This is a genomic window from Streptomyces sp. NPDC005393, from assembly GCF_040606675.1.
Lineage (GTDB): Bacteria > Actinomycetota > Actinomycetes > Streptomycetales > Streptomycetaceae > Streptomyces.
Window position 1 is genome coordinate 1 of the sequence record NZ_JBEXFG010000038.1, and the last position, 20319, is coordinate 20319.

18 protein-coding genes, 1 tRNA gene and 2 pseudogenes are annotated in these 20319 nt (G+C 72.8%); 14 read left to right on the forward strand and 7 right to left on the reverse strand.

Translation table 11 applies throughout. The features are described from left to right. Nucleotides 1-376 precede the first annotated feature (376 nt). From gvpO to ABZS71_RS26305, 8 genes and pseudogenes are all read left to right on the forward strand, one after another. Nucleotides 377-688 carry a gas vesicle protein GvpO gene (gvpO, locus tag ABZS71_RS26270; protein WP_356214063.1) on the forward strand — a complete coding sequence of 104 codons (312 nt, stop codon included), beginning with the start codon at nt 377-379 and terminating at the stop codon, nt 686-688. 15 nt (nt 689-703) lie between these two features. Further along, nucleotides 704-1141, forward strand: coding sequence for a gas vesicle protein GvpJ (gvpJ, locus tag ABZS71_RS26275; RefSeq protein WP_355853070.1), 438 nt, complete (start codon nt 704-706; stop codon nt 1139-1141). A gap of 3 nt (nt 1142-1144) precedes the next feature. Beyond that, nucleotides 1145-1882 carry a GvpL/GvpF family gas vesicle protein gene (locus ABZS71_RS26280; RefSeq protein WP_356214065.1) on the forward strand — a complete coding sequence of 246 codons (738 nt, stop codon included), beginning with the start codon at nt 1145-1147 and terminating at the stop codon, nt 1880-1882. Then, nucleotides 1870-2082: pseudogene (locus tag ABZS71_RS26285) on the forward strand (gas vesicle protein GvpG); the annotation flags it as partial. The gene ABZS71_RS26280 and the pseudogene ABZS71_RS26285, both read left to right, overlap by 13 nt. Nucleotides 2083-2276: 194 nt before the next feature. Continuing rightward, nucleotides 2277-2684, forward strand: a complete 408-nt coding sequence (locus ABZS71_RS26290; protein ID WP_355853076.1) for a gas vesicle protein — start codon at nt 2277-2279, stop codon at nt 2682-2684. Then, nucleotides 2681-3466, forward strand: coding sequence for a GvpL/GvpF family gas vesicle protein (locus ABZS71_RS26295; protein WP_356214067.1), 786 nt, complete (start codon nt 2681-2683; stop codon nt 3464-3466). Before ABZS71_RS26290 ends, ABZS71_RS26295 begins: the two co-directional genes overlap by 4 nt. After that, nucleotides 3463-3687 carry a gas vesicle protein gene (locus tag ABZS71_RS26300; protein ID WP_355853082.1) on the forward strand — a complete coding sequence of 75 codons (225 nt, stop codon included), beginning with the start codon at nt 3463-3465 and terminating at the stop codon, nt 3685-3687. Before ABZS71_RS26295 ends, ABZS71_RS26300 begins: the two co-directional genes overlap by 4 nt. Continuing rightward, nucleotides 3684-3962 (forward strand): gas vesicle protein K, encoded by a 279-nt coding sequence (locus ABZS71_RS26305; protein WP_355853085.1) that lies wholly within the window; start codon nt 3684-3686, stop codon nt 3960-3962. Before ABZS71_RS26300 ends, ABZS71_RS26305 begins: the two co-directional genes overlap by 4 nt. Nucleotides 3963-3983: 21 nt before the next feature. Here ABZS71_RS26305 and ABZS71_RS26310 read toward each other — a convergent pair whose 3' ends face one another. The 3 genes from ABZS71_RS26310 to ABZS71_RS26320 all read right to left on the reverse strand — a co-directional run bounded on the left by ABZS71_RS26310 (nt 3984) and on the right by ABZS71_RS26320 (nt 8117). After that, entirely contained in the window at nt 3984-4388 is a 405-nt protein-coding gene (locus tag ABZS71_RS26310) for a VOC family protein (RefSeq protein ID WP_356214069.1), read from the reverse strand. A 373-nt stretch (nt 4389-4761) separates the two neighbouring features. Further along, on the reverse strand, nt 4762-7332 hold the full coding sequence (locus ABZS71_RS26315) for an FtsX-like permease family protein (protein WP_356214071.1): 2571 nt from the start codon (nt 7330-7332) through the stop codon (nt 4762-4764). Next, the gene (locus ABZS71_RS26320; RefSeq protein WP_356214073.1) at nt 7329-8117 is read right to left on the reverse strand and encodes an ABC transporter ATP-binding protein; all 789 of its coding nucleotides are present in this window, start codon (nt 8115-8117) and stop codon (nt 7329-7331) included. The genes ABZS71_RS26315 and ABZS71_RS26320 overlap by 4 nt, the downstream gene beginning before the upstream one ends. 521 nt (nt 8118-8638) lie before the next feature. Between ABZS71_RS26320 and ABZS71_RS26325 the strand changes: the two genes are divergently transcribed. Further along, nucleotides 8639-10117, forward strand: coding sequence for an MFS transporter (locus ABZS71_RS26325; protein WP_356214148.1), 1479 nt, complete (start codon nt 8639-8641; stop codon nt 10115-10117). Nucleotides 10118-10132: 15 nt separating this feature from the next. On the opposite strand, the gene ABZS71_RS26330 is transcribed toward ABZS71_RS26325, so the two are convergent. From ABZS71_RS26330 to ABZS71_RS26340, 3 genes are all read right to left on the reverse strand, one after another. Next, nucleotides 10133-11050, reverse strand: coding sequence for a cellulose-binding protein (locus ABZS71_RS26330; protein ID WP_356214075.1), 918 nt, complete (start codon nt 11048-11050; stop codon nt 10133-10135). 279 nt (nt 11051-11329) lie between these two features. Further along, nucleotides 11330-14413 carry an SUKH-4 family immunity protein gene (locus tag ABZS71_RS26335; protein ID WP_356214077.1) on the reverse strand — a complete coding sequence of 1028 codons (3084 nt, stop codon included), beginning with the start codon at nt 14411-14413 and terminating at the stop codon, nt 11330-11332. Nucleotides 14414-14418: 5 nt separating this feature from the next. Beyond that, nucleotides 14419-15396, reverse strand: coding sequence for an SMI1/KNR4 family protein (locus tag ABZS71_RS26340; RefSeq protein WP_356214079.1), 978 nt, complete (start codon nt 15394-15396; stop codon nt 14419-14421). Nucleotides 15397-15593: 197 nt separating this feature from the next. On the opposite strand from ABZS71_RS26340, the gene ABZS71_RS26345 reads away from it, so the two are divergent. Next, a complete protein-coding gene (locus ABZS71_RS26345) occupies nt 15594-16115 on the forward strand; it encodes a YwqJ-related putative deaminase (RefSeq protein WP_355853106.1) in 522 nt (173 codons plus the stop codon). A 44-nt stretch (nt 16116-16159) separates the two neighbouring features. Then, nucleotides 16160-16639, forward strand: coding sequence for an SUKH-3 domain-containing protein (locus tag ABZS71_RS26350; RefSeq protein ID WP_355853148.1), 480 nt, complete (start codon nt 16160-16162; stop codon nt 16637-16639). A 53-nt stretch (nt 16640-16692) separates the two neighbouring features. Here the strand turns inward: ABZS71_RS26350 and ABZS71_RS26355 are convergent, their stop codons facing one another. Next, entirely contained in the window at nt 16693-18186 is a 1494-nt protein-coding gene (locus ABZS71_RS26355; protein ID WP_356214081.1) for a histidine kinase, read from the reverse strand. Nucleotides 18187-18401: 215 nt separating this feature from the next. Here ABZS71_RS26355 and ABZS71_RS26360 point away from each other — a divergent pair. The 3 genes and pseudogenes from ABZS71_RS26360 to glmU all read left to right on the forward strand — a co-directional run. After that, nucleotides 18402-18627: pseudogene (locus tag ABZS71_RS26360) on the forward strand (hypothetical protein); the annotation flags it as partial. Nucleotides 18628-18656: 29 nt separating this feature from the next. Continuing rightward, a tRNA-Gln gene (locus ABZS71_RS26365) sits at nt 18657-18728 on the forward strand. Nucleotides 18729-18835: 107 nt separating this feature from the next. Then, nucleotides 18836-20293: a bifunctional UDP-N-acetylglucosamine diphosphorylase/glucosamine-1-phosphate N-acetyltransferase GlmU gene (glmU, locus tag ABZS71_RS26370; RefSeq protein ID WP_356214083.1), complete on the forward strand. Its 1458-nt coding sequence runs from the start codon at nt 18836-18838 to the stop codon at nt 20291-20293. Nucleotides 20294-20319: the final 26 nt, after the last annotated feature.

Below are 20319 nucleotides of genomic sequence, written 5' to 3' on the forward strand. Positions count from 1 at the left end.
GAGCGTGGGCCCGCCCCCCGGACCACACGGGCCCCCACAGGGCGGGCGCCCGCGGGGGGGGGGCCCCGGCGGGGGCCCGCCCACGGGCCCGCCGGCCGCCGGGCGCGGGCCTCGCCCCGCACCTGCGGCGCACGGGCGCACCGGCCGGGCAGCGGGCGAGACACCCCGTCGCCGCCCGCGCGGGCGGCGACGGGGATCCTGCCGTTGCCGCCGGCGCGGATGACGTACCGCGCTTCAGGGCCCTCCGCGCGAGGCCGCCCGAAGAGCCGGGAAGCGAAGAAAGGCGGAGCGAAGGACCTCGCACGGGGTACTGCGGCCCCGCATCTGGCCCAGCTCGGCGCGCGGGCGGGCACTGTCTGTGAACACACTGATGCACATGGCAGAGCGAGAACGCCGCACACCCACCAAACAGGCGCCCCGGCGGCCGCGGGAGTCCCGTCCGGAGGAGGCGGCCAAGCGCGCTTGCGAGCGGCTTGCCGCCCTGATCACTCATCGCCCCGAGGGGGTCTCCGCCGTATGCCGGGTCGAGGACGGCTGGCTGGTCAACGTGGACGTTCTGGAGGTCCAACGCATCCCCGATACGACCAGCCTGCTGGCCACCTATGAAGTGCGGATGGACCAGCAGGGCGAGCTCCAGGAATACCGGAGAGTCCGCCGTTACCGACGCGGCGCGGCCGACGACTGCTGAGAGGACGCTCCGATCATGCCCACCCCCACCACCTACACCGACGAGCTCGTCTGCATTCCGCGGGCGGGCACTCTCTACGACGTCCTGGAGCTGATCCTCGACCGCGGCATGGTGATCGATGTCTTCATCCGGGTCTCGCTGGTCGGCATCGAGATCCTGAAGATCGACGCCCGCATCGTGGTCGCGAGCGTGGACACCTACCTCCGCTTCGCGGAAGCGTGCAACCGCCTCGATCTGGAGTACGACCGCACCAAGACCCTGCCCGAGCTGTTCGGCGGCGGGGGCGGAGGCGGCGTGGTCAAGAAGGCGGTGGCCAAGAAGGCGGGGACCGTGAGGGAGAAGGCCAAGAAGGCCATCGGGGCCGACGACGAGGAAGAGGAGGGCGAGGAGACCCGCCCGCGCCGGCACACCACCGCCCGACCCCGTTCGCGCCGCCTTTCCGAGGAGGACTGATCGATGGCCGCAGCGCCGCAGAGCGTGTACGTGTACGGCGTCGTCCGCGCCGGCCATGTGCTGCCACCCGGCCGCACCGGAGTGGGTGAGCGCCCCGGCCCGGTCCGCCTGCTCCCCGCCGAGGAACTGGCCGCCGTCATCAGCGACGCTCCGGCCGGGCTGCGCGCCAAGCGCCGCGACCTCCTCGCCCACCAGGAGCTCGCGCTGGTCCTCGCGGCGGACGGGCCGGTGCTGCCCATGCGCTTCGGGATGGTCGCGCCCGACGAGGAGGCGGTGCGGCGGCAGCTGATCTCCTCACGGACGGACTGTCTCGACGCGCTGGAGCGCGTGCACGGCCGGGTCGAGATGAACCTCAAGGCCGCCCCGGCCCAGGGCGATCTGGCATCGCTGGTACGCGAGGACGCGGAGGTGAGCCGGGCGCGGGCCGCGGCCCGCAGGGCCCCGGGCTATGACGCCAGCGTCCGGCTCGGCGAGGCCGTGGCCCGGGGGCTGGCCCGCAGAGCCTCCGTCGCGGCGGCCGCGGTGCTGGCCGAACTCTCCGCCGTCGCCGACGCCCGGGTCGCCGGGCCCGAGGTGCCGGGGTGCGTGCTCAACGCCTCCTTCCTCCTCGCCCGGCGCGCGACGGAGCGCTTCAGCTCCGCCGTGGAGCGCCTCGCCGCCGAGCACGGCGGCCAGGTCGAGCTGCGGCTCACCGGGCCGCTGCCCTGCTACAGCTTTGTGGAGGGCGCATGGGCGTCCTGAGCCAGGTCGTGCTGTTCCCGCTGGCGCCCGTGCGGGGCGTGGTGTGGGTCGCGGACCGTCTGATGGACGCCGCGGAGCGGGAGCTGTTCGACCCGTCCGTGGTACGGGCCAGGCTCGCCGCTCTCAACGAGGCCCTGGAGACGGGGTGCATCAGCTTCGAGGAGTTCGATCGGGAAGAGGACCGGCTGCTGGATCTGCTGGAGCGACCACCCGACCAAGGGCACCGACCACCCGACCAAGGGCCTCGGCGAGTGAGCCGAAGGGGCGGGCCGCTGTCGAAAGGGAGAGCGCGCGGAGGCCGGGAGGAAGGAGTGGCCGAGCACGGTCGACCGTCGACAGGGGCTTCAGCGCCCCGGAGGCGAACCGAGCCCCAAAGAAAGAGGAATGAGGCGCCGTGACTGACCGCGACCGCGACCTGTGGTGCACACCTCCCCCGACCACCGGCCCGCCCTCCTCCGACCTGGCCGAGATCCTGGAGCGCGTACTCGACAAGGGCATCGTCATCGCCGGGGACATCAAGATCGACCTGCTGGACATCGAACTGCTCACCATCCGGTTGCGCTTGTTCATCTCCTCCGTCGACACCGCCCGCAAGGCCGGAATCAACTGGTGGGAAACCGACCCCGCCCTCTCCACCCGCGCCCTGCACGACTCCCTCGCCGACGAGAACGCGCAACTGCGGGAACGCCTCCAGGCCCTGGAATCCGGCGGCGCGGCGGACTCCGGTGAGCTGAGCGCGGTCGGCGCGGCCAGGGGCGGAGCGGGCAGGCACAAGGCGGGCAAGGACAGGAGCGACGCATGACCGTGGCCCAGGCCCCCACCCTCACCTACGTCTTCGCCGTCTGCCGGCGGGACGACCCGGCGACCCCGCCAGGGGTCCCGGGGCTCGGCGCGGGAGCCCCCGTCCGCGCGTTGCCGGCGGGCCGGCTGACCGCCGTGGTGCAGGACGTCCCGGCGGCTGACTTCGCGGAAGAGGCCCTGCGGCGGCGGCTGTCCGACCGCGACCGGCTGGAGCGGTGCGCCCGCGCCCACCACGAGGTGATCACGGCGGTGTCGGCCGTGGCGCCGGCCGTACCGCTGCCGCTGGCCACCCTCTACCGCGGCGACGAGCGGGCCCGCGAGGCCCTGGGTGAGAAGGAGGAGTCCTTTCTCGCCGCCCTCGACCGGATCGCGGGCCGTGTCGAGTGGGGGGTGAAGGTCTACGCCCTCGCGGGGCAGCCGGCCGCGCGCGAGGCCACCGCCCCCGGCGGGGCGAGCAGCGGCCTCGCCTATCTGGAGCGCGTCCGCAACCAGCACCAGGGCCGCGAACAGCGCCAGACCGCCGCGCTCCGGGCCGCCGAGCGGGTCGACGCCGTGGTGCGCGGCCTCGCCGTGGCCACGCGCCGCCTGCGCCCGCACGGAGCCGAGGTGACCGGCCCGCACCGCACCCATGTGCTCAACGCGGCGTATCTCCTCGACAGTGGCCGGGAGAGACAGCTGTGGGCCGCCCTCGCCTCCCTGCGCGAGGACGAGACGGCCGTCCAGATCGAGCTGTCCGGCCCCTGGGCCCCTTACTCCTTCGCCGACGGAGGTATGGCGCCATGACCACCGCCGCCTGGGGGTCGGCCCCCGCCGAAGCCCTCGGCCCCATCGGGGTGCCGCTGGTCGACCTCCTCGACCGCGTGCTGGCCGCCGGGGTCGTCGTCAGCGGCGACCTCGTCATCGCCATCGCCGAGGTCCCCCTCGTCCGCCTGTCCCTGCACGCACTCCTCTCCTCGGTCAACGAACGCGTCCCCGCCCCCTGGGCCGACAGCGGCCCCCTGTGACCGGCACCCGGGTCGACATCGACCGCGACGCGCTGGGCCGCGACCTCGTGGCCCTCGTCCTGACGATCGTCGAACTCCTCCGCCAGCTGATGGAACGCCAGGCGCTGCGCCGGATCGACGCCGGCGGACTCACCGACGACCAGGTCGAACGCATCGGCACCACGCTGATGCTCCTGGACCAGCGGATGTCCGAGCTGCGCGAACAACACGGTCTGAAGCCCGAAGACCTCAACCTCGACCTGGGCCCCCTGGGCACCCTGCTCCCCCGCGACTGATCCGCAGGGGCCGCCGCGGCCTCACCCCTCGGCGTTCTCCACGATCATGATGCCGTTGCCGTCGGGGTCGCGGAATCCGAACATCGGCGGGACGGGGGCGCCCCAGCGCATGACCTCCGGGTCGGTGTCCACTCCGCGGGCGCGGAGGGTCGCGTGGTCGGCGTCGATGTCCTCGCTCACCAGGATGATCCCGGTCTCGGCGCCGCCCGCGGACTGACCCTCCCGCGGCAGAACGAGCGCGATCGCCGCCGCGCCGCCCGTGGGCGCCACCTCGATCCAGCGGTGCCCGTCGCCGAAGGGGACGTCCGCGCGCTTCTCGAAGCCGAGCGTGCCGACGTAGAAATCGAGCGCCCGGTCCTGATCGGTGACCGTGACGGCCACCCTGCCCAGCTCGGTGATACGGGTGCCCTGCGCGGTCTCGGTCATGGTGGCCTCCTGGTACGGGGTTGTCCTACGGTCCCTTCTCCTCCTCGGACCGCCGGACCCCGCGAAACTCATCGCTCCCCGAGGCGCTTTTTCCCGCTCGGGGATCCGGGCTGCGGCGCCCTCGCCGCACCCAAGGACAGCCCGGTGCGCTCGGAGACTTGGGCGATCGTGAGCGTCGGCGCCCGGTGCGGGAGGCGTTTCCGCAGGTCATAAAAGACCATAGAACCTGGAGCGCGCTCCAGGTCAAGCAGTTCGCCGGGCGGCCGGCCCGCCGTTCAACGGCAGGCGGCCGGCCCGGTGCGCACCCCCGTCGCGCACCGGGCCGGCCGTGCTGCCCCTCACCCCCAAGGAGGGGGCAACGGTCTTGTCCGCGCTACTCCGTCGCGATCGCGTTCAGCACATTCATCCGGGCCGCCCGGAAGGCCGGGATCAGCGCCGCGACCAGGCCCACCACGGCGGAGCCGATGAAGACCGTGATGATCGTGGGCCAGGGGATCTCCAGGGTCTTCAGACCCTCCAGCGCCAGCAGCTTCTGCGCGGTGGCGCCCCAGCCCATGCCGAGCCCCAGGCCGAGCAGCGCGCCGAAGAGCGCGATGACGACGGACTCCAGGCGGATCATGCGGCGCATCTGGCGGCGGGAGAGGCCGATGGCGCGCATCAGGCCGATCTCACGGGTCCGCTCGACGACCGACAGGGCGAGGGTGTTCACCACGCCGAGGATGGCGACGATGATGGCGAGCGCCAGCAGGCCGTAGACCAGGTTGAGCAGCTGGCCGATCTGGTTCTTCATCTCCTTCTTGTAGTCGGTCTGGTCGCGGACCTGGACCGACGGATAGTGGTGCATCTTCGCCTTGAGGGACTGGTACGCCACGTCCTCCTGGCCGTCCTTGGCCTGCGCGAGCATCATCACGTCCGTCGGAATCAGCGCGGCCGGGACATAGCGCTGGACGGTGGAGATGTTGAGGTACAGCGCGCCCTTGTCGAAGGAGACGTCGTCGGAGGTGATCGCGGCGACGGTGAGCCTGGCCGTCCTGCCTCCGTCGAAGGCGACGGTCAGGGTGTCGCCCTTCTTCACCTTGTGGTCCTTGGCGAAGCTCTCGGGAACCGACATGGCGTCCTTGCCGTAGGCGTCGGAGAGCGTGCCCTCGACGACCGGGGTGCGCAGATCCTCGGCGTACGTCGGGTCGGCGGCGGACAAATCCTTGGTGACCGTCGTGCCGTCCGCCAGGGTGAGCTTGGCCTTCTGGATGTCCTTCGCGTCGCTGACGTGCTTCAGGCCCTTGGCCGAGTGGACCGCGTCCTCGATCGCCTTGGTGATCGGCTTGCCCCCGTCGGACTGGATGATGAAGTCCGCGCCGACCGACTTGTCGAGCTCGTCGCTGGCCGAGGCCACCATCGAGGACCCGACCACCGACAGGCAGGCGACCAGTGCGAGGCCGATCATCAGCGCGGCGCCGGTGGCGCCCGTACGCCGCGGGTTGCGCAGCGCGTTGCGCTCGGCCATCCGGCCCACGGGGCCGAACATCCGCAGGACGAACGGGGCGAGCATCCGGATCACCAGGCCGGCCAGCAGCGGGCCGATGACGATGAAGCCGATGAGGCTCAGCACCACGCCGAGGCCGAGGAAGAGCGAGCCGTCGACCGCCTTGTCCGCGTTCCCGGCGACGATCAGGGCGGCGGCCCCACCCGCCGTGAGCAGCAGACCGATCGCGGCCCGGATCCGTCCGGCCCTGGCGTCCGCGGGGGTGCCCGCGTCGCGCAGGGCCGCCATCGGGGAGATCTTCCCGGCCCGGCGGGCGGGGATGTACGCGGCGATGACGGTGACGACGATGCCGATCGTGAGGCCGACGATGGGCGTGGTGGCCTTCACCGTCAGCTGGTCGGTGCTCAGATGCAGGCCCATGTTGCCCATGAGCTTCATCAGGCCGACCGCGAGCCCGACGCCGCCGAGGACGCCGAGGACCGAGCCGACGATGCCGAGCAGCAGCGCCTCGATGAGCACCGACCGGTTGATCTGCTTGCGGCTCGACCCGATGGCGCGCATCAGGCCGATCTCGCGGGTGCGCTGGGCGACCAGCATCGAGAAGGTGTTGACGATGAGGAAGATGCCGACGAGGACGGCGATCCCGGCGAAGCCGAGCATCGCGTACTTCATGATGTCGAGGAAGGAGCCGATGTCGTCCTGGGCTTCCTTGCTGGCCTCGTCCTTCGTCTGCACCTTGAATCCGGCGCCCAGGTCGGCGACGACGTTCTTCTTCAGCTGCTCGTTGCTGACGCCGGGCTGTGCGGTGAGCGCGAAGCTCGTGTACACGCCGGGGGCGCCGAGCAGCTTGCGCTGCGCGGTCGCGTCGTCCGTGTAGACGATCGCGGCACCGGGGTTGGTCACCTGGAAGGTGGCGATGCCGACTATCTTCGCGCGGAACTCGCCGGGCACGGCGATGATCCGCAGCTCGTCCCCGATCTTCAGCTTCTTGTTCTTGGCGGTGTCGGCGTCGAGCATCACCTCGGTGGGGCCGCGCGGCGCGTGCCCGGAGGTGAGCTTGACCGAGCGGTGCTCGGTCGTGTCCCAGTTGGTGCCGATGGTCGGGGCGCCGGACTTTGGGCCGATGTTGTTGTCGTGGGTGTCGGCGACCGTGATCGACTGGCTGGACGCGTCGCCGAGCACCGACTTGACGCCGCTGACCTTCCGCAGCCGGTCCCTCTCCGAGGCGGGCAGCGTCCGGATCCTGCCCTGCCGTACGTCGCTGTCGCCGGCACCCTTCGGGCTGACGGTGACGTCGGACGCGGTGGCCGCGAAGAGCTTGTCGAAGGTGGCGTTGGTCGTGTCGGTGAAGACGAGCGTGCCGGACACGAACGCCACCGACAGCAGGACGGCGATGGCGGACAGGGCCATCCGCCCCTTGTGCGCGACGAAGTTGCGCAGTGAGGTCTTGAGGACGGTCATGACACCCGCCCGCGCGCGTCGAAATGCTTCATGCGCTCAAGGACCAGATCGGCGGTCGGGTCGTGCATCTCGTCCACGATCCGGCCGTCGGCCAGGTAGAGCACCCGGTTGGCGTAGGAGGCGGCGACCGGGTCATGGGTGACCATCACGATGGTCTGGCCCAGCTCGTCCACCGAGCGCCGCAGGAAGCCCAGCACCTCGGCACCGGCCCGCGAGTCCAGGTTGCCGGTCGGCTCGTCACCGAAGATGATCTCGGGGCGGGCGACGAGGGCGCGCGCGACGGCGACCCGCTGCTGCTGACCGCCCGAGAGCTGGTTCGGCCGGTGCTTGAGGCGGTCGGCCAGACCGACGGTCTCCACCACCCGGTCCAGCCAGGCGCGCTCGGGCTTACGGCCCGCGATGTCCATCGGCAGCGTGATGTTCTCGACCGCGCTGAGCGTCGGCAGCAGATTGAACGCCTGGAAGATGAAGCCGATGCGGTCCCGGCGCAGCTTGGTCAGCTTCTTGTCCTTGAGGCCGGTGACCTCGGTCTCGTCGATGAAGATCTGCCCCGAGGAGACGGTGTCCAGACCGGCGAGGCAGTGCATCAGCGTCGACTTGCCGGAGCCGGACGGGCCCATGATCGCGGTGAACTGCCCGCGGGCGATGTCCACGTCCACATGGTCGAGCGCGACGACCCGGGTCTCGCCCGAGCCGTACGCCTTGACGACCTGTCGTGCACGGGCGGCAACAGCCGTATGTCCTCCGCTGCCCCCGGTCCTGGGAATCGATACGGCCGTTGTCACGGTGACTCTCCTCATGGTGATGGATGAGCGATGTCGGTTCCCGATCGCACGTCTCAGCCTGCCGGGATCCGGGAACCCCCGCGATGGGGTATGACTCCCTCTTCGCGGTGGGGCTAGCCCCACCCCCTCGGTCGCGCTGCCCGTAGCAACACTATGGAGCCGGGGCGGCCGGCTCCTCCTCCGCCGGGACGAACCACGAGTAGGAGGAAAGGGTGGACGTCCCCTAGGGGTGTAAGCCTTCAGGTGGAGCCGGGCTCGGGGTCGATCGTGCACCCTTCCGCAGCGTCAGGCTCAAGTCGCCGGGCTGGGCGGCCCTGATGCGTCCTTCCCCTGCCCTGAGCCGGCATGGAATGGTGGGTCGTACAAGGATTCGGGCGAGAGCCGGTGCGGACCGGCGGAGGGAGAGCGCCACGGTGGGCGGCACCGCACGGCCTACGGACGCGGACCCCGTACCCCCCGCACCCGAGGCAGACCTCTCACCGCCAACCCCCCGCGACCGCCGTCCCGTCGCCGCCGCCCTGATGCTCGGCATGGCGCTGGCCGCCCTCGACGCGACCATCATCTCGACCGCCGTTCCGCAGATCGTCGGCGATCTCGGCGGCTTCTCCGTCTTCTCCTGGCTCTTCTCCGGCTATCTGCTCGCCGTCACGGTCACACTGCCGGTGTACGGAAAGCTCTCCGACACCTTCGGCCGCAAACCCGTCCTCCTCGCCGGCATCGTGGTCTTCCTCGTCGGCTCGCTGCTGTGCGCCGGCGCGTGGAACATGGCCTCGCTCATCGCCTTCCGCATCGTCCAGGGGCTGGGCGGCGGGGCGCTCCAGGGCACGATCCAGGTGATCGCCGCCGATCTCTATCCGCTCAAGGAGCGCCCCAAGATCCAGGCCAGGCTCTCCTCGGTCTGGGCGCTGTCCTCCGTGGCCGGCCCGGCGATCGGCGGGGTGCTCGCCGGCTACGCCGACTGGCGCTGGATCTTCCTGATCAATCTGCCGGTCGGGGCGCTGGCGCTGACGCTGATCGTCCGTCATCTGCGGGAACCGGTGCGGCGCCACGAGAGCCGGCCCCGGATCGACTGGGCGGGCGCGCTCGCCGTCTTCGCGTGCGGCGGGCTGCTGCTGACCGCGCTGGTGCAGGGCGGGGTGGCCTGGGGCTGGCTGTCCCCGCCGTCGCTGGCGCTGCTCGCGGGCAGCGCGGTATGCGCCGCGGGAACCGTATGGATCGAACGGCGCGCCGCCGAACCGATCATTCCGGGCTGGGTGTGGCGCCGCCGTACGATCTCGGCGGTCAATCTCGCGCTCGGCGCGCTCGGACTGCTGATGATCGCCCCGACCGTCTTTCTGCCCACCTACGCCCAGTCGGTGCTGGGGCTCGGACCGATAGCGGCCGGATTCGTGCTCTCCATGATGACGCTCAGCTGGCCGATCTCGGCCGCGCTCAGCAGCCAGGTGTACAACCGCATCGGCTTCCGGCGCTGCGCGATCATCGGCATCGGGGCCGCCGCGCTGATCCTCGCCGCCTTCCCGTTCCTCCCCTACCCCGGCGCCGCCTGGCAGCCCGCGCTGATCATGCTGCTGCTCGGGGCGGCCCTCGGCCTCTTCCAACTGCCCCTGATCATCGGAGTGCAGTCGTCCGTCGGCTGGGCCGAGCGCGGCACCGCGACCGCCTCGATCCTCTTCTGCCGTCTGGTCGGGCAGTGCGTAGGCGCGGCGCTCTTCGGCGCCGTCGCCAACGCGACCCTGGCCTCCCGGCTCGCCGACGCCCCGCCCGGCATCCGGACAGGGCTGCCCGACGACCTCGACACGGTCTCGCACGCCCTGGAACACCCCGGCGCCCTCACCGACCAGGCCGCCGACTATCTGCGACGGGCCGTGGACACCGCCGTCGACCATGTCTATATGGGCTCGGCGGCGGCCGCGGTGCTGGCGCTGCTGGTCCTGCTGCTCCTCGCCCCGCGCCGCTTCCCCGCACCTCCCGAACCGGAGCCCGCCGACGCCGAAACCTGACGGCAGGACCGGCGGTCAGGCCTCGGGGCGCGGCGCGGCCCCGGCGTCCTCCGCGACCGGCTTGCCGGTCAGCGCCGCCAGACTGCCGCGGACATGCTCCAGATGCGCCTTGAGCTCCTCACGCCGCTCGACATGCTCGCGCAGCGTACGCTCCGTCTCCCGCGCCAGGCGCTCCTCCCGGGCCCGCGCCTGTGCGATGATCTCCGCCGCCTGCGCCTGCGCGTCCTCCTGGCGCAGCCGCGCGGCCTGTTCGGCCATCGCGTACTGGCGCTTGGCGTCGGCGAGTTTGGCCTGCGTGTACTCCTCGAGCTGGGCGATCCGGGCGGTCATCGCGGTCTCGCGCCCGGCCAGTTCATGGCCGGCCGCCTCCCACCGATCCGCATGCTCCCGCTCCTGTTCGGCGAGGACCGCGGCGGTGCGCTGCCGCATCTCTTTGAGCGCCTCCAGCGCCTCGGTCCGCCACTCCTTGGCGTCCTGGCGTGAGGCGGCGCGCAACTCGTCCACCTCCGCCTGGGCCGACTCCAGGACGGAGCGCGCGGCCGCCTCGGCGGCCTCGCGCACCCGCTCGGCCTCGTCCCGGGCGGCGTCCCGGACCGTACGGGCCTCGGCCTGCGCGACCTCCCACTGCTCCTGCGCCGACGCCTCGGCCGCCGCCCGCAGACACCCGACCTCCTCCTCGGCCGCCATGAGGATCAGCTGGGCGCGATCGCCCAGCGATTCATACGTCTGGGGGGCCAACTGGGCGATCACCTCGCGCAGCCGCTCCGCCTCGGCGGCCAGTTCATTGGCGAGAACGGTCAGCCGCGCGGCACGCTCCCACGCCGCGTCGCGCGCCTCGGACAGCTCCGCCGCATAGCGGTCGACCTGCGCGGGACGATAGCCGCGGCCCCGTCCGCCGATGGTGAAGCCCTGACGTGACACCGATGCGCCCATCCTTGGAACCCCTTTAGTCCGGCATGCAACGCGCTCCGGCGCACATCTTCATGGATGGCGTCACATCACCCATAACGCGACACTCCGTCCATATTTCCCGTCAGGGTCGCCGGGGCCGCACTCGTTGATGCCCCGTGCGGTGTCCTCTGCCGGAATCCGGTGACAACAACGACGAGGCGCCCGCCCCCGTCACGGGGGTCGGGCGCCTCGATCGGTGCGCGAGCGGTGCGAGCTACGTCAGAGCGGGCCGTTCAGAGCGGGCCTTTCAGAGCAGGCCCTTCAGAGCAGGCCGTCCCACATCTGCTCCAGCAGCACCGCCCACCAGTTGTCCGGGGCGGCCAACGCCGCCGGGTCCAGGGCGGCGAGCTGCCCCTGGAAGTCGACCGTCCAGCGGGCCGCCTGATCCGGCGTCAGCCCGTAGCGCAGCCGCCACATCCGGCCCAGCAGCGCCATGCACCGTACGAACTCCGGCAGTCCGGTGTTGACGAACTGCGCAGGCGCCGGCGGAGCGCCCGGCACCGCCTCCAGCGGTACCGCCACGATGTGCGCCGTGCCGTACTGCACACACAGCTGACGGCCGAAGTCATTGCCCATGACGAGGTACGAACCCGCGTCCGGCGCGGACTGCACGCCCCGCTCCGCCGCCAGCTCGGCCAGCGTCGGCACCGGACGGCCCGGCTGGGCCTGGGCCCAGAAGAACGGCCCGAAGTCCACCGGCAGCCCCGCCCAGACCAGCGTCTGCGCGACCACGTCCGGCACGCCCATCCGCGACACCGCGCGCTGGTCGAAGCGGAGGATGCCCTGCGGTCCGAACGCCTGGCCCAGCTCCTGCGCCAGTCCCTCCGGCGGGACGGGCGGGATCGGCTGCACCTGGCTGGGGTGCGGCAGCGGCACCCGGTTCGGCGCCGGACGCGCCGGGCCGTCCGCCACCTGATGCAGCTCACCCTGATGCTCAAGGAGATGACGTACGCCCTGCCGGCGGGTGGCGTGATCGCGCCCGTACGGAGCCGTATGGCTGATCCGCACCTGCGGCCAGGTCTCCCGGATCATCCGCGCGCAATAACCGCCCGGCAGATCGCAGGACTCCAGCTCGGTGTGGAGCTCCAGCACCTGCTGCGGCGGCACGTTCATCGAGCGCAGCTCATGCAGGATCTGCCACTCGGGGTGCGGCGTGCCGGGCGCGGAACGGCGGATGAGCTGCTGCTCGGAGCCGTCCTGCGCACGGTAGCGGAGGACCGCCATATAGCCGGGCCCAACGGTCGGCTGACCGGGGGGCGGAGGCGGATACGCGTACCCGGGCGGCGGCGCCATACCTGGCCCGGCGGCGCCGGGCGGCGGCGCCATGCCCGGGGCGGGCGCGCCGCCGGGCGGGGCCATGCCGGGCGGGGCCATGCCGGGCGGGGCCATGCCGGGCGGAGGCATACCGGGGACGCCGGGACCGCCCGGGGCGCCCGGACCGCCGGCCAGCATCGTCGCGGCGGCGTGCACACCGCCCGGACCGGGCGGGGGCGGCGGGGTCTGCGGACCACCCGTACCGGGGACACCGGGAGGGCCGGGCGGCTGCGGGCCGTTCGGGGCAGCCTGGCCGGGAACGCCCGGAGCACCGGGCGGCGGCGGGAAGCCGGGGGCGCCCTGGCCGGCCCCGGGCGGGGTGCCCGGACCACCGGCGAGCATCGTCGCGGCGGCATGGACACCGCCACCGGGCGCACCGGGCACGTTCGGCGGCGGCTGCTGGCCGCCGGGGGCACCGGGCGGCTGCGGACCGGACGGCGGGGTGTGGCCAGGAGCGCCGGGACCGCCCGGGGCGCCCGGACCGCCGGCCAGCATCGTCGCGGCGGCGTGCACACCGCCACCGGGCGTACCGGGGGCGCCGGGCGCGCCCGGGGCGTTCGGCGTCGGCGGGGTGTGCGGACCGCCGCCGGGTACGCCCGGGGCGCCGCCGAGGCTCTCGGGGTCGAGCTGCGAGACCAGTTGCGTCGGTACGTACCCGCCGGCCGGAGCGCCCGGGGCGCCCGGCCCCGACGGCGGAGGCGGCGGGGCCGGGGTATGCGATCCCGCGCCCGGCCGGGCGCCGGGCGTGCCCGGGGCGCCGGGCGGCGGCGGGAGCGTCGGACCGCCGGGCGCCGCCTTACGGGTGGCGGCGTCCGCGATATCGCCCGCGCCAAGAGCACCGCCGGGAGCGGCACCCGGCGGCGGGGCCGCGGCGGGGCCGCCCGACGGCCCCGGGAGGTCGAAGGACGGGGCGATGGCCGTGGGCGGCAGCACGCTGCCCGCGGACATCAACTTGGTCTTGGCATCGGGCCGCGCGCCCGGCACCGGGGTGTCCTCGTCGTCGGAGCCCGCCAGCGGCGGGGCGAAAACGGTGGCGGGCGGCGCGACCGAGCGGTCGTCGCCGTCGTCGCCCCCGACGTTGGTGTCGGCCCCGGCCCATGGCGTGCCACCGCTGGGCGTGGCCGGCGGTGCCGGGCGCTCGGCGGAGTCGCCCGGGGCGGGCGGGGCCCACGGGCTGCCGCCCCCGGGCACAGGCGGCGGCGCAGCGTTCCGCCACCCCTGATCCGCGGCCGGAGCGGCCGAACCACCCGGAGCGGGAGCGGCCGGAACACCCGGCGCCGGCGGAGCAGGTGGCGCGTCCTGCGGTTCGTCGTCCGCGGCGCCGCGCGCGCCACGCGCCGCGGCGTCCGACGGCCAGTCGTCCTCGACCACGGCCCCGCGGGACGACAGACCGGATCCGGCGCCCCCGGACGCGTACGAGCCGGGCGCGGAGCCCGCACCCGCGCCCGGGGCGCCGCTCGACGGCCAGTCGTCGACGGGCGCGGCAGGAGCCGCATCCGCGACGCCGCCCGACGGCCAGTCGTCCGCGGACGCGACAAGTGCCGGATCCGCGGCGGCGGGAGCGTCAGGGGCCGGTTCCCCGGCGGGCGGTGCGTCGGAGGGGCCCTCGTCCGACCGCTGCTCGGGGAGGTCCAGCCGCTGGTCCGGGAGGCTCATCGCGTCCGCCGCCTCCTGCAGCCACTCCGGCGGAGTCAGCAGGAAGGACGTCACGTTCAGATCGATGCGCTGCTGGCGCCCGCCGGTGCTCTCCTCGACGCCCTCGTCGATCGCGCCGTACCGCTCCTCGTACCGGCGGATCACCTCGCCCACCGGCAGCGCCGGCCACAGCGTGGTGTCCCCGCTGTCGCGGGCGATGACCAGCCGCGCGCCCTCGGACCGCGCGTCCGGGACCGGTCCGTCCGGGCGGTCCTCGGCCCAGACCACAAAGCCGAGTTCGAACTCCCGGACCCGCACCTCGCGCTGCTGATAGGCGGGCACATCGCCGTTGATCCAGAGTTCCGCGCGCTCCTGCGCCTGTGCGAAGGTCACCATCGCGCTCACCCCTCCACCGGGACAGCGTGAGCGAATCCGCCGTCCACCATCAGGTTCGCCACGGTCTCCAGCTCCGGCGGATTGCCGGCCAGCCGCAGCAGAAAGGCGTCGAAGTCCTCACCGCACGGCCGCGTCAGCCGCTCCACCCGCTCCTGGACCGTCCAGCCGTCGCGGTCCCGCGCGTCGTCGTACGCGCAGAACCACACCGAACCGATCGCGTCCCCCTTCACCTTGACCGCGATCACGCCGCCCTGGACGAAGCCGACGCCCAGATAGTCCTTGGTGAAGTGGTCCCGCAGACACTTGTTGACATACACGAGGTCATTGACCGCCGCCTCGTCGCGCACCGTGAAGAAGGGCTGGTCGATCAGCAGCCCCAGCTCCGGGTCGAGCGCCGCCCCGACCGGTGCGCAGCCGCCCGCCGCCTTGAGGAAGGCGCGGTAGGACTCGGGCAGCCGGTAGCCGAGGTCCTCCTCGGCCCCCAGCACCTGCTCCTCGGTGACCGCCAGGCCCCGGACCGGCAGCCCGAAGTGGACCGGCCGGGTCTCCTGCAGCGGGCGGGTGCCGCGCTTGTCCTGGTCGACGAGGGTGGTGGCGAGCCCGCCGTGGTGCCGCAGCAGCGCCTTGACCTCGGCCGGGATCAGCTCCATACGGCGGGTGCCGGCGACGTGGTGCCAGGCCCAGCCGTGCGGGGTGGCCACCGACGACGAGTCGTTCCACAGCTCGTGACCGGAGGCGTACAGCGCCGCGTTCGCCGAGACGAAGTCGGTCAGCCGCAGCTCGTCGATGCCGAACCCCTCCGGGGGCTCGGCGATTTCGGCGGCCGCGCGGGCATACGGCGAGAAGTCCGGAAAGCCGTTTTCGTCCATCCGGACGCCCTTGGGGTGGCGAGCGGCCCGGACCGGGTCCGGGAAGTGCACGACCTGCCCGGCGTAGGCCGTATTCGGTGGCGCGGCGTGCTGCCCGAGCCGACCTGTCGTCATGGCGGTTGCCCCCTGCTGATGCTGGCTACTGCGCACAGCCTATGCGGTGGCGCAACCGGCGGACCCGGTCGGCCACCCCCGCCGCGGAACGCCCCCCATCCCGCCGCGGTAGTTCAGCCCCGGACTACCGCAGCGGCCACCGCATTTGGCAGTCTGATCATCGCAACCGGGGGATTGCACAGGGAGGGATCCACCACATGCACATCACGCAGAGCAACGGGAGCGGCGACGGCGCCACCCCCGCGGCGAGCGACCCCCGGCTGAGATGGAGCAGCGTCGACCCCGACGCCGGCCCGCCTTCGCTCCGCCACCGCCGCGACGGCATCCTGCCCGCCGTCGCGGCCGCGCTGTCCGTCCGCGGCACGACGCTGACCTGCACCGGAGGCAAGGCCGACCAGCCGCCCGCACTCCATCCACTGGTCCAGGACTTCCTCGACGCGCTCGCCAGCGGCCAGCGGGAACGATTCACCGGCCGCTGCCCCGAGGCGATCCTCCTCTCCCGCCATCTGTCCAACGCCGAGGCCGGCCGCTCCAAGCGCGCCGCCCGCAAACCGCTCACCCAGGGTGAGGCCCGCCGCTCCCTCAAGCAGGCGAAGCTCACCACCCGCCGGATCCGGGAGGCGGGCGACCCGCGGCACGGCAGCTACGCCCCGCCGTGCCTGTCCTGCGCCGCGCTGCTGGCCCACTTCGGCGTACGGGTGGTGGGTGAGGCCGAGTGAAACAGGCACGACAGACAGGACAGGCCCGACAGGTGACCGACCGCATGGACGTCACCCGCTTCCCCATCGCCGTCGACGCCGCGCTGCGCGAAGCCGGCTGGCAGCCCGGCCGCTGGGACATCCAGCGCGCCGAGGTCTGGGCGGACACCCTGCGCGCCCACACCTCACCCGCCGGCCACCGGCACGCGGTCTTCCCGGCGGCCGTCGAGGCATGGGCGGAGTTCGGCGGCCTGCACATCCAGCCGCCCGGAGCGGGCCGGGAAATCGCCCCGACCCCCTTCCGCATCGACCCGCTGCACGGCCTCCACCTGGCCCGCACCCTCGGCGACCTGGGGCGGTCGCTGGAGACGGAGGTCTGCCCGCTGGGCGAAGAGGCGGACGGCCAGGCGCTGCTGACGATCGACGCGGAGGGGCGGGTGTACAGCCTCGACCACACCGGGGACTGGTACCTGGGCGCGACCGTGGACGCGGCGCTGGCGACACTGGTCACCGGCGCGCTCCCGGCACGGCTGACCCGGGCGTAGCGGGGCACAGCGGGGGCGGAGCCCCGGCGGGGACCGAGAGCCGGGGCCGAGCGCTACGCGCTCTTCGCTCGCTGCACGTCCTCGCTGCGCACCGGCTCGGCGCGCTCGACGGCCGTTCGGTCCGTACGGTCCGTCCCGTCCGTTCGGTCCGTACGTTCCGTACGTTCCGTTCGATCCGTTCGATCCGGTATGACGGCCGAGACGCGGAAGCCGCCCGCTTCCGTCGCCCCCGAGACAAAGCCTCCACCGAGCGTCGAGACCCGCTCCCGCATGCCGATCAGCCCGTTCCCGCCGCTCGGCAGGCCCACGTCGGCCGCACCCCGCTCCGAGGGGCCGTTCTCCACCAGGACCGCGATCTCGGCGGTGCGGTGGGCGACCCGTACGCGCGTACTCGCTCCCGGGGCGTGCTTGTGGACGTTGGTCAGCGCCTCCTGGACCACCCGGTACGCGGTCTGCTCCACCCGGGGCGCGTACCGCCGCGCCTCGCCCTCCACCGACAGCTCCACGACCATCCCGGCCGCCCGGGACTGCCCGACCAGCGCCTCCAGCTCCGCCAGACACGGCCCGCCCAGGACCTCCTCGTCCCGCGCGGCCGCCCCCGCGGCCTGGGCCGCGGCCGTCGCGGCCACCGCGACGGCCGCCAGCGGCACCGGCGTCCCCTCAGCGGCGGCAGCGGCGGCGGAAGAGGCCGCCGAAGAGGCCACGCCCCGCTTGCCGTCCTCGGACCGCAGCACCCCCAGCATCTGCCGCAGCTCGGTCAGCGCCTGCCGCCCCATGTCCCCCACCAGCGCCGCGTTCTTCGACGCCTTCTCCGGGTCCTTGAGCGCCACCGCCTGGAGGGCCGCCGCGTGCACCACCATCAGGCTCACCCGGTGCGCCACCACGTCGTGCATCTCCCGCGCGATCCGGGTGCGCTCCTCGTTACGGGCCCACTCGGCCCGCTCCTCCGCCCGCTCCGCGAGCAGCGACAGCTCCCGCTCCAGCCCGTCGGCCCGCTCCCGCAGGCTCTCCACGAGCCGCCGCCGGGCCCGGACGTACAGCCCGAACAGCACGGGCGGGGCGATCAGCGCCAGGGTGATCACCAGCGAGAAGAGCGGGGCCTCCCACAGGGACGTGCCCCAGCCGCTCTGGTGGTGGTCCTGCCGGAAGCGGATCAACGTGACGAGGAAGGTCCCGGCGCCGGACATCCCGGCCAGCACCGCCGGGATCCGGCGCGGCACCTCGGACGCGGTGAGGGTGTAGAGCCCGACGACGCTGAGCAGCAGCCCCATCTCGGCGGGGGTGACGGCGATGGATATCAGCACGACCGCGATCGCCCAGCGCCGCCGCAGCACCAGCGTCGCGCCGACGAGCAGCCCGAGCGCGATCCCCAGCCCCACCGGAATCCGGGCGTCGTGCGCGAACCCGACGCCCTCCACCGCGCACTCGACCGCCGACGCGACGCCGAGCGTCACATCGAGCACCATGCTCCGCCGCCGTGCCCACCACCACGGCCCAGCGGGCGCGCCCCGCGCGCCCGCCGCCTCGACTGCCCCCGTCGCACTCATAGCGACCAGACTACGGCCGGGCGCCAGCGCTTTTCCGGGGACACGGCGGCACACAAGGGACTCGAACAGAGGGCAAAGTCACGCCTTTCCCTCGAACGACCGAATCGCCCACGTTTTCGACACCCGCGTCCGCATAGCGAACAACCCTGTGGCCATGAGCGAACCACGACGCCGCGACGGCGACAGCGTGGGCGGCCTGCGGGACGGGTCGCGAGATGACGGACCGGGAGCCGTTCCTGATCGGCGTGGGGCTCTACTGGTCCGAAGGCACGAAGAGCAAGCCTCACCGCCGCAGCGAAACGGTCACGTTCCGTTCGGAAGAACGTCGGCGAGCGCTACAGGGGATGTCTTGTGGTCCGCGTCCTCAAAGGTGCCGACCTGTACCGTCGCATTGAAGGCTGGTGGTACGGCATAGTGGTGGGGGCCAAGACAACGATCTAGACGATTGTCCGATTTGGCGGCATTTGCTATCCCCTGTGGTGTAATGGGCAACACGTGGCACTTTGAATGCTTTGTTCCAGGTTCGAGTCCTGGCAGGGGAGCCTAGCGTTCGGGTCCTGACCCCCTCCGCCAGGACCCTCCATCCTTTCCGCCCGGAAACCTCTCGGTATCCTGCGGGTGTCCACCCCCGAAGCCGAAGGGCACACCCGTGAGCGCCAACCGCCCGGCAGCCGTCGTCATCCTCGCAGCGGGTGAGGGCACCCGCATGAAGTCGGCGACCCCCAAGGTGCTGCACGCCATCTGCGGCCGTTCCCTCGTCGGGCATGTCGTCGCCGCCTCCCGCGAGCTCTCCCCCGAGCATCTCGTGGTCGTCGTCGGCCATGCCCGGGAGCAGGTCTCCGCGCATCTGGCCGAGATCGACGCCGAGGCCCGCACCGCCGTCCAGCATGAGCAGAACGGCACCGGGCACGCCGTCCGGATGGGCCTGGAAGAGCTCTCCGACAGCGGCGTCGCCCTCGACGGCACCGTGATCGTCGTCTGTGGTGACACGCCGCTGCTGACCGGCGAGACGCTGCGGCAGCTCGCGGCCGTCCATGACGCCGACGGCAATGCCGTGACCGTGCTGACCGCCGAGGTGCCCGACGCGACCGGCTACGGCCGGATCGTGCGGGACGCGGCGACCGGTGCCGTCACCGCGATCGTCGAGCACAAGGACGCGACCGACGCCCAGCGGGCGATCCGCGAGATCAACTCCGGGGTCTTCGCCTTCGACGCGCAGCTGCTCACCGACGCGCTGGGCAAGGTGCGGACCGACAACAGCCAGGGTGAGGAATACCTCACCGATGTGCTCGGCATTCTGCGCGAGGCCGGTCACCGCGTCGGTGCGTCCATCGCGGCCGACCACCGCGAGATCGTCGGCATCAACAACCGCGTGCAGCTCTCCGAGGCCCGCCGGCTGCTCAACGACCGGCTGCTGGAGCGCGCCATGCTCAGCGGGGTGACCGTCATCGACCCGGCCACCACCTGGATCGATGTGACGGCCACCTTCGAGCCGGACAGCGTGGTCCACCCCGGCACCCAGCTGCTGGGCGCCACTCATCTGGCCGCGCACGCCGAGGTCGGCCCGAACTCCCGGCTGACCGACACCACGGTGGGCCAGGGCGCGGTCGCGAGCTTCACCGTCGCCGAGGGTGCCTCGATCGGCGCCGGCGCGAGCGTCGGGCCGTACGCGTATCTGCGCCCCGGCACCCGGCTCGGCACCAAGGCCAAGGCCGGGACGTATGTGGAGATGAAGAACGCCTCGATCGGCGAGGGCACCAAGGTGCCGCATCTGTCCTATGTGGGCGACGCGACGATCGGCGAGTACACCAACATCGGCGCCGCGAGTGTCTTCGTGAACTACGACGGCGTGAACAAGCACCACACCACCATCGGCAGCCACTGCCGGACCGGAGCCGACAACATGCTTGTGGCTCCCGTCACGATCGGGGACGGCGCCTACACCGCCGCCGGCTCGGTCATCACCAAGGATGTGCCCCCCGGCTCCCTCGCCGTCGCTCGCGGACAGCAGCGGAATATCGAGGGTTGGGTGGACCGCAAGCGCCCCGGAAGCGCCGCGGCGCGGGCCGCCGAGGCCGCTCGTCGGGAGGACGAGGGCCAGCAGTGACATGTGCACGGTACGCCGTGCGGGGG